The organism is Bradyrhizobium sp. (assembly GCF_049798375.1).
Classification (GTDB): Bacteria; Pseudomonadota; Alphaproteobacteria; order Rhizobiales; family Xanthobacteraceae; genus Bradyrhizobium.
The window spans coordinates 1-6,660 of record NZ_JBARGP010000750.1; the positions used below are offsets into that span (position 1 = coordinate 1).

Below are 6,660 nucleotides of genomic sequence, written 5' to 3' on the forward strand. Positions count from 1 at the left end.
AGCATCCGCGCACTCGGTGCACCCTCTCCCCTTGTGGGAGAGGGTGGCGCGAATGAGCGAAGCGAAATTCGTGCCGGGTGAGGGGTCTCTCTCCGCGGATGCAGACCCCTCACCCGTCTCGCCGTCGCATCCGCGCCGGCGATCCACCCTCTCCCACAAGGGAAAGGGGGCGCCGAGCAAGCTCAACCAGATTCAAGCTGGCGATCTCGTTCTTCACCCTATCAAACAGCATGCGCGCTTCATCATTCCCGCGGCACATTGCGCCCGAGTGATGCCTGTCGTTCGCGCTCTCATGATGATGAGGGCGCAGGGAAGGCCGGGTGCCGTTCGCACCCATGGTCCGCGTGCAACAAAAAGCACGCGGCAGAACCACAGGTACGAGCCGGATCATCCGGCCTTCCCTGCGCGATTGGCTTTACGGCTTATACGCGCTCTCCTCGGGGACCGGCGTTCTTGCCCCCGTCGCCCGCGCGCCCGTCGAGCGCAGCAAGCTTGGCATCAGCACCGGGATGCCAGGACCACACGACTTCGCCGTCCGCGTCATGTCGTTCGTCCGCATGTGAATCACACGCTGCGCCATGTCGCGGCCATCGCATTCCCTGTCCAACGTTCGTGACGTCGCGTTCGCCCCTCATCCGGACCGGAACGGGCGCAGCATACGCCTGATTTGCTGATTTTCGGAAGCTATTTATTTTTCGCGAGAGGGCTTGAAGGATTGGTCGACATTGAAACGACCAATGAAATCAGCTTTTTAGAGAGGTCGCCGGGAACGCGGAAGGGCTATCGAGCCTTTCGGACTTGCAGCTCGCAGGGCGGATTGGCGAAGCGCAATCCGTCCTGCTCGCGCGGTTTGTGGAAGGACGCCGGGTTGCGCCTTCGGCGAACCCGCTCTACGGCCTAAGCTCCTCGGCCATCCTGCTTGCCGACCACGCAGCGCCATGCTGCCAGACGTTCGGCCGGGTGCTGCTTCATCCACTCGGCAAGCTGCGGTGCGCCCATCAGGCAGGACTGCATCGATACGTCAGCAAAGTCGGAAGTCGTGACGATCTGCTCGTGGCAATTGACCGGAGCAGACAGGCTGCAGAGTACACCAATAACCTTGATCACGACTACAGCCTCTCGTTACCAGGAGAGGCATGCGCCTTGTCCTGCTGCTCGCCGAGCGTTGAGGCTGGCGGAAAGATGCTGTCATAGATTGCACGGGCCTCTCGAATGAGACGGATGCGCTCGCGCTCGGACTTCGGAATGAATTCAATGATCTCGGCCATGGCTTGCTCCCGGCTTTTGCCGACTCAATCCTGTATTAAATTACGATCATCATGTCATGGACATGTGGGAGTCTGGTCCGCGGTCCGGAAGCCCTATGGCGAGGAGAGCAGGACAAAAGGCTGTGATTGGGATGCCGATATTTCGACGCGGCTGTGAAAGAGCCAGCCTTTAGCCCGCAGGGCGGATTAGTTAGCGAAGCGTAATCCGCCGTCTTCTGCCAGCCCGGAGGCGGCGGGTTACGCCTTCAGCTAACCCGCCGCATGCTCTCTCTTCGGCTCTGGATTGCTTCCGCCGTCGCCTTTCGTGCCATGGCGGACATGTCGCTTCGCTCGCAATGACGGCCCACTAAGACCGTTGTGATGGCCGCACTGATCCAGCCGTTCAGGCCAAGCCCTGAACGTGCGCGTCGTCCTCGGGCTCGGTCTCTTTGCCCTGTCCGAAATAGGCGATGCGCGTTTCCTCGCTGGCCCGCGCAGTGCGGCGGATGTGCAGCAGGTCCTTGCGCGAGACCAAGCCGACCAGGCGCATGGTTCGGGGCTCGACCACTGGCACGCGGCCGATGCCTTCCACGGCCATACGATCGGCCAGCCGCGCGACCGGCTCGTCCGGGAAGCCGACCACCAGTGCCTCGTCGGACAGCCGGTCGGCGAGGGTGTCGTCGCCGCGGCCGGGGGCCTCGGTGCGCCATTGCAGGATGTCGGCGCGGCTCGCCATGCCGATGACGCGCCCGTCGGTGCCGCGGACGGGATAGGATTTGTGACGAGGCTCGCCGTTGGAGAAAAAGTCGATGGCCTCGTTCAGGCGCATGCTTCCCGACAGGGTGTCGACCTTGGTCACCATCACCTCGCTGACGCGCAGCAGCTCGAACGGATCGACGCTGTATTCGCGGGTGATGTGCTGGCCGCGGCGGGCGATCTTTTCGGTCAGGATCGAGCGCTTCAGCATCAGCACGGTGACCGCATAGGCCGCGCCGGTGGCGATCAGGAGCGGCAGCATCATGCTGAAATTGCCGGTCAGCTCGATCGCGAACAGCACGCCGGTGAGCGGCGAGCGCATCGTGCCGCCCATCATCGCGGCCATGCCGAGCAGCGCCCAGGCGCCGGTATCGCCCGGCAGATATTGGCCCTCCAGCCAGCCGAGGCAGCCGCCGAAGATCAAGAGTGGGGCCAGCACGCCGCCGGAGGTGCCGGACGCCAGTGCCGCGATCCAAATCAGCGATTTGACGACGAGAATGAGTGCGACGTCGCGGAGCCCCATGTGGTTGCCGAGCAGATCGGCGATGATGTCGTAGCCGACACCGAGCGCGCGGGGCTCGATCAGGCCGCCGAGCCCGACGATGAGGCCGCCGATCGCGGGCCACCACATCCAGTGGATCGGCAATTCGCCGAACAGATCTTCGGCCTTGTACAGCATCCCCGTCAGAAGGCCCGATAGCAGGCCGCCCATGATGCCGGCGCCGATGCAACTTGCGAGCACCAGCGGCGAGAACGGCAGTGTACCCGAAAAGGGAAAGAGCACACCGGAGCCGAGAATGAGGGGCCGCAGCGCGGCCGCCAGCACGCAGGCGGTGATCACCGGAATCAGGCTGCGCGGCTTCCATTCGAACAACAACAGCTCGACGGCGAGCAGCACGGATGCGATCGGCGTGCCGAAAATGGCGGTCATGCCGGACACGGCGCCCGCGACCAGCAGTGTCTTGCGCTCGGCCGCGCTCAGGCTGAAGCATTGCGCGAACAGCGAGCCGATCGCGCCGCCGGTCATGATGATCGGGCCTTCAGCGCCGAACGGGCCACCCGATCCGATCGAGATCGCCGAGGACAGCGGTTTCAGAATTGCGACCTTCGGCGACATCCGGCTTTGGCCGATCAGGATCGCTTCGATGGCCTCGGGAATGCCGTGGCCGCGGATCTTTTCGGAACCGAACCGGGCCGTCAGCCCGATCAGGAGTCCGCCGACCGCAGGCGCCAGCACCATCCAGATTCCCGGTTTCATGGTACCTAGCTGCACGGTCTCGAAGCTGAAGCGCTGCAGCCAGAACAGATTGGTGGCGAGCGCGATGGCGTGCAGCAGCAGCCAGGCCGAGGCAATGCCGCCTGCACCGACGAACAGCGCCATCGCGACCAGAACGAGGACGCGGCGGTCGGTGCTGAAATCTCCCAATCGCGCATGGGCGACGGCGGACGGCAGGGAACTCACGGATCTTCTCCAGGTTTCGGGCTTGGCGCGGTGCGGCAAAATGCTGCTGCGCAAATACATCGCGGTACGATATATTGCAAGGCAGCAAAGGATGGCAGATAGGATGGCTGCCATCCGCTCGGCGCAACGAGCCCCTTTCCTCAGCGGGCGTTTGATTAAAAACAGCTTGAGCCTGACGACACGGAGAGCGCATGACCCCGCGACGCGCCAAGGCGCTTCCATTACCTGCCGTCGACACCGCGAGAGTGTTCCGCGACGCCGACTATGCGGCCCTGGCACAATTTCGCTACGAGCTGCGCAAGTTTCTCGCCTTCAGCGAGCGCGCCGCGCGGGAGGAGGGGCTGACCTCGCAGCAGCACCAGGCGCTGCTCGCCATCAAGGGGTTTTCGCTGGACCACCCGCTTTCGGTGGGTGACCTGGCGAAATATCTGCTGATCCAGAATCACTCGGCGGTCGAACTGGTCGACCGCATGAGCAAGCTCGGTCTCTTGGTGCGCGCGACCGATCCGGGTGACGGCCGCCGTATCCTGGTCCGGCTGTCGGCGGAAGGCGATCGTCGCCTGAAGCGGCTCTCGAAGGCGCATCTGGACGAACTGGGCGCCGCCGGCACCGCGCTGGCCGAGCGACTGGCGCATTTCCGCGAGCAGCAGGAGTAACGTTACGACGTCAGAGGCTTAGGGGATCGTCTTTATCGTCGTGGTTGCACATCAAGCTCACGGCACCTTCGCGATGACGCATTGATGGTCTTCCAGCGTCTCGCCATTGCCGGCGCCGCCGGCGCTGCCGACGAGGAGATACAAGCCACTGCTGCCGTCCGGCAGCACGGCGCCGGCCAGCACGATGGTCTCATTTGCCATGGTCTGTCCCGGTTGCAGGTGCGCGGCCGCAAGCGAGAACAAGTTCTGGCTCTTCAGGTCGTCCGCGCTCAACATTCGAACATCGTAGTCCTGGGCCAGGATCATTGCATGAGTCCAGCCTGCGCCCGGCTGCGGTTGCAGCATGCGCAGCGTCTCACGCGCCTCCACGCGAATGCAATCGATGTGGATGTGGAGCTGATTCTGGCTGCGCGTGAACTGCGAGTTGATCGCGAGCGCGATCTTGTCATCCGGCAGGTTCGTGCCGGCCTGCGCGCTGGTGAAATGCCGTGCGTCCCAGGCGGCCTTCCAATAATTCGGCGCCTGTTCGGACAGGATTGTGGGATCCTCGATGCCGGTGACGCGGTCGGTCGGGATCAGCAGGAATTGCGTCGCTCCGTTGCGATCTTTGAGGACGGCGAAGCGCTCCGCCAGGTCGACCAACACACAAGGCTTGGGATCGCCGTGGTTGGACTGATCCGGGACGCAGCCATCGTGGATGATCTTCCACAGGGCGTCGGGATCGGCGGGCCATGCTGGTCTCGTCAGCAGCCCAATGAGAGCCAGTGGCAGAGCGAAGCCGAGTGGCAGAGCGAAGCCGATCCGGTTGAGAGCCATCGCATCGATCCCCCAGGACACGCGATCTCCATCCATCCACAGCCGATCGGCGGCGCAGATGTGGCCCGATGTTAACAACTCGCGGTTGCAATTTAAAGGGTGTAGGTGGGCAAAGGCGCAGGGCGCCGTGCCCACCTACAAACTCACTCCTTGACGACGCGCACCGCGCCCTTGGCGGCGCTGCTCGCGAAGGCCGCATAGGCCTTCAGCGCGGTGGAGACCTTGCGGGTCCGATTGCCGGGCTTCCAGGCGTTCGCGCCCTTGGCTTCCATCGCCGCGCGGCGATGCGCCAGGGTCTCGTCGTCGACAGCAAGGTGGATGGTGCGGTTGGGGATGTCGATCTCGATGCGGTCGCCATTCTGCACCAGGCCGATCAGGCCGCCCTCGGCGGCTTCCGGCGAGCAGTGGCCGATCGACAGGCCCGAGGTGCCACCGGAGAAACGGCCGTCGGTGATCAGCGCGCAGGCTTTGCCGAGCCCCTTCGACTTCAGATAGCTGGTCGGATACAGCATCTCCTGCATGCCGGGGCCGCCGCGCGGGCCTTCATAGATGATGACGACGATGTCGCCTTCCTTGATCTTGTTGGTCAGGATCGCTTCGACGGCGGCATCCTGGCTTTCGAACACGCGGGCGGGTCCGGTGAATTTCAGGATGCTGGCATCGACGCCGGCGGTCTTCACGATGCAGCCGTCGAGCGCGATGTTGCCGTAGAGCACACCGAGACCGCCGTCCTTGGAGTAGGCGTGTGCGAGGTCGCGGACCGTGCCTTTTTCGCGGTCGAGATCGAGATCTTGATAGCGGCGGTTCTGGCTGAATGCGATTTGGGTCGGCACGCCGCCGGGCGCCGCCATGTAGAAGTCCTTCACGCTCTCGCTCGACGTGCGCTTGATGTCCCAGCGCTCCAGCGCGGCATTGAGCGAGGCCGAATGCACGCTCGGCAACTCCGTGTGCAGCAGATTGGCACGCGCGAGCTCGCCGAGGATCGCCATCACGCCACCGGCGCGATGCACGTCCTCCATGTGGACGTCGGCCACTGCCGGCGCGACCTTGCACAGGCAGGGCACCTTGCGCGACAGGCGATCGATGTCAGGCATGGAGAACGGGATCTCGCCCTCATGCGCGGCGGCCAAGAGATGCAGCACGGTGTTGGTCGAGCCGCCCATCGCGATGTCCATGCTCATCGCGTTCTCGAACGCCTTGAAGTTGGCGATCTTGCGCGGCAGCACGCTGTCGTCGTCCTGCTCGTAGTAGCGGCGGGCGAGATCGACGACCAGGTGACCGGCTTCCACGAACAGGCCCTTGCGGTCGGCATGCGTCGCCAGCACCGAGCCGTTGCCGGGCAGAGAGAGACCCAGGGCCTCGGTCAGGCAGTTCATCGAGTTCGCCGTGAACATGCCGGAGCAGGAGCCGCAGGTCGGGCAGGCCGAGCGCTCCATCGCCTCGACCTCTTCGTCCGACACCTTGTCGTCGGCGGCGCTCACCATGGCATCGATCAAATCGACCTTGCGCAGCTTGCCGTTGATGTCGATCTTGCCCGCTTCCATGGGGGCGCCGGAGATGAACACGCTGGGGATGTTGAGCCGCATCGCCGCCATCAGCATGCCGGGCGTGATCTTGTCGCAGTTGGAGATGCAGACAATGGCGTCGGCGCAATGCGCGTTGACCATATATTCGACGCTGTCGGCGATGACCTCGCGCGAGGGCAGGGAATAGAGCATCCCGT

Annotated in this window: 6 protein-coding genes; 1 reads left to right on the forward strand and 5 read right to left on the reverse strand. The window is 64.0% G+C overall.

Annotated elements, in window-relative coordinates:
* Nucleotides 1-897: 897 nt before the first annotated feature.
* From WA702_RS28865 to WA702_RS28875, 3 genes are all read right to left on the reverse strand, one after another.
* Nucleotides 898-1,107, reverse strand: a complete 210-nt coding sequence (locus WA702_RS28865) for a hypothetical protein (RefSeq protein WP_425113945.1) — start codon at nt 1,105-1,107, stop codon at nt 898-900.
* Nucleotides 1,108-1,109: 2 nt separating this feature from the next.
* On the reverse strand, nt 1,110-1,268 hold the full coding sequence (locus WA702_RS28870) for a hypothetical protein (RefSeq protein WP_425113946.1): 159 nt from the start codon (nt 1,266-1,268) through the stop codon (nt 1,110-1,112).
* 382 nt (nt 1,269-1,650) lie between these two features.
* Entirely contained in the window at nt 1,651-3,525 is a 1,875-nt protein-coding gene (locus tag WA702_RS28875; protein WP_425113947.1) for a chloride channel protein, read from the reverse strand.
* Nucleotides 3,526-3,656: 131 nt separating this feature from the next.
* Here WA702_RS28875 and WA702_RS28880 point away from each other — a divergent pair, with 131 nt between their 5' ends.
* Entirely contained in the window at nt 3,657-4,121 is a 465-nt protein-coding gene (locus tag WA702_RS28880; RefSeq protein WP_425113948.1) for a MarR family winged helix-turn-helix transcriptional regulator, read from the forward strand.
* Nucleotides 4,122-4,178: 57 nt separating this feature from the next.
* Here WA702_RS28880 and WA702_RS28885 read toward each other — a convergent pair whose 3' ends face one another.
* A complete protein-coding gene (locus WA702_RS28885; protein ID WP_425113949.1) occupies nt 4,179-4,958 on the reverse strand; it encodes a CDP-diacylglycerol diphosphatase in 780 nt (259 codons plus the stop codon).
* A gap of 122 nt (nt 4,959-5,080) precedes the next feature.
* A partial coding sequence (ilvD, locus tag WA702_RS28890; RefSeq protein WP_425113950.1) for a dihydroxy-acid dehydratase occupies nt 5,081-6,660 on the reverse strand: 1,580 nt, incomplete at its 5' end.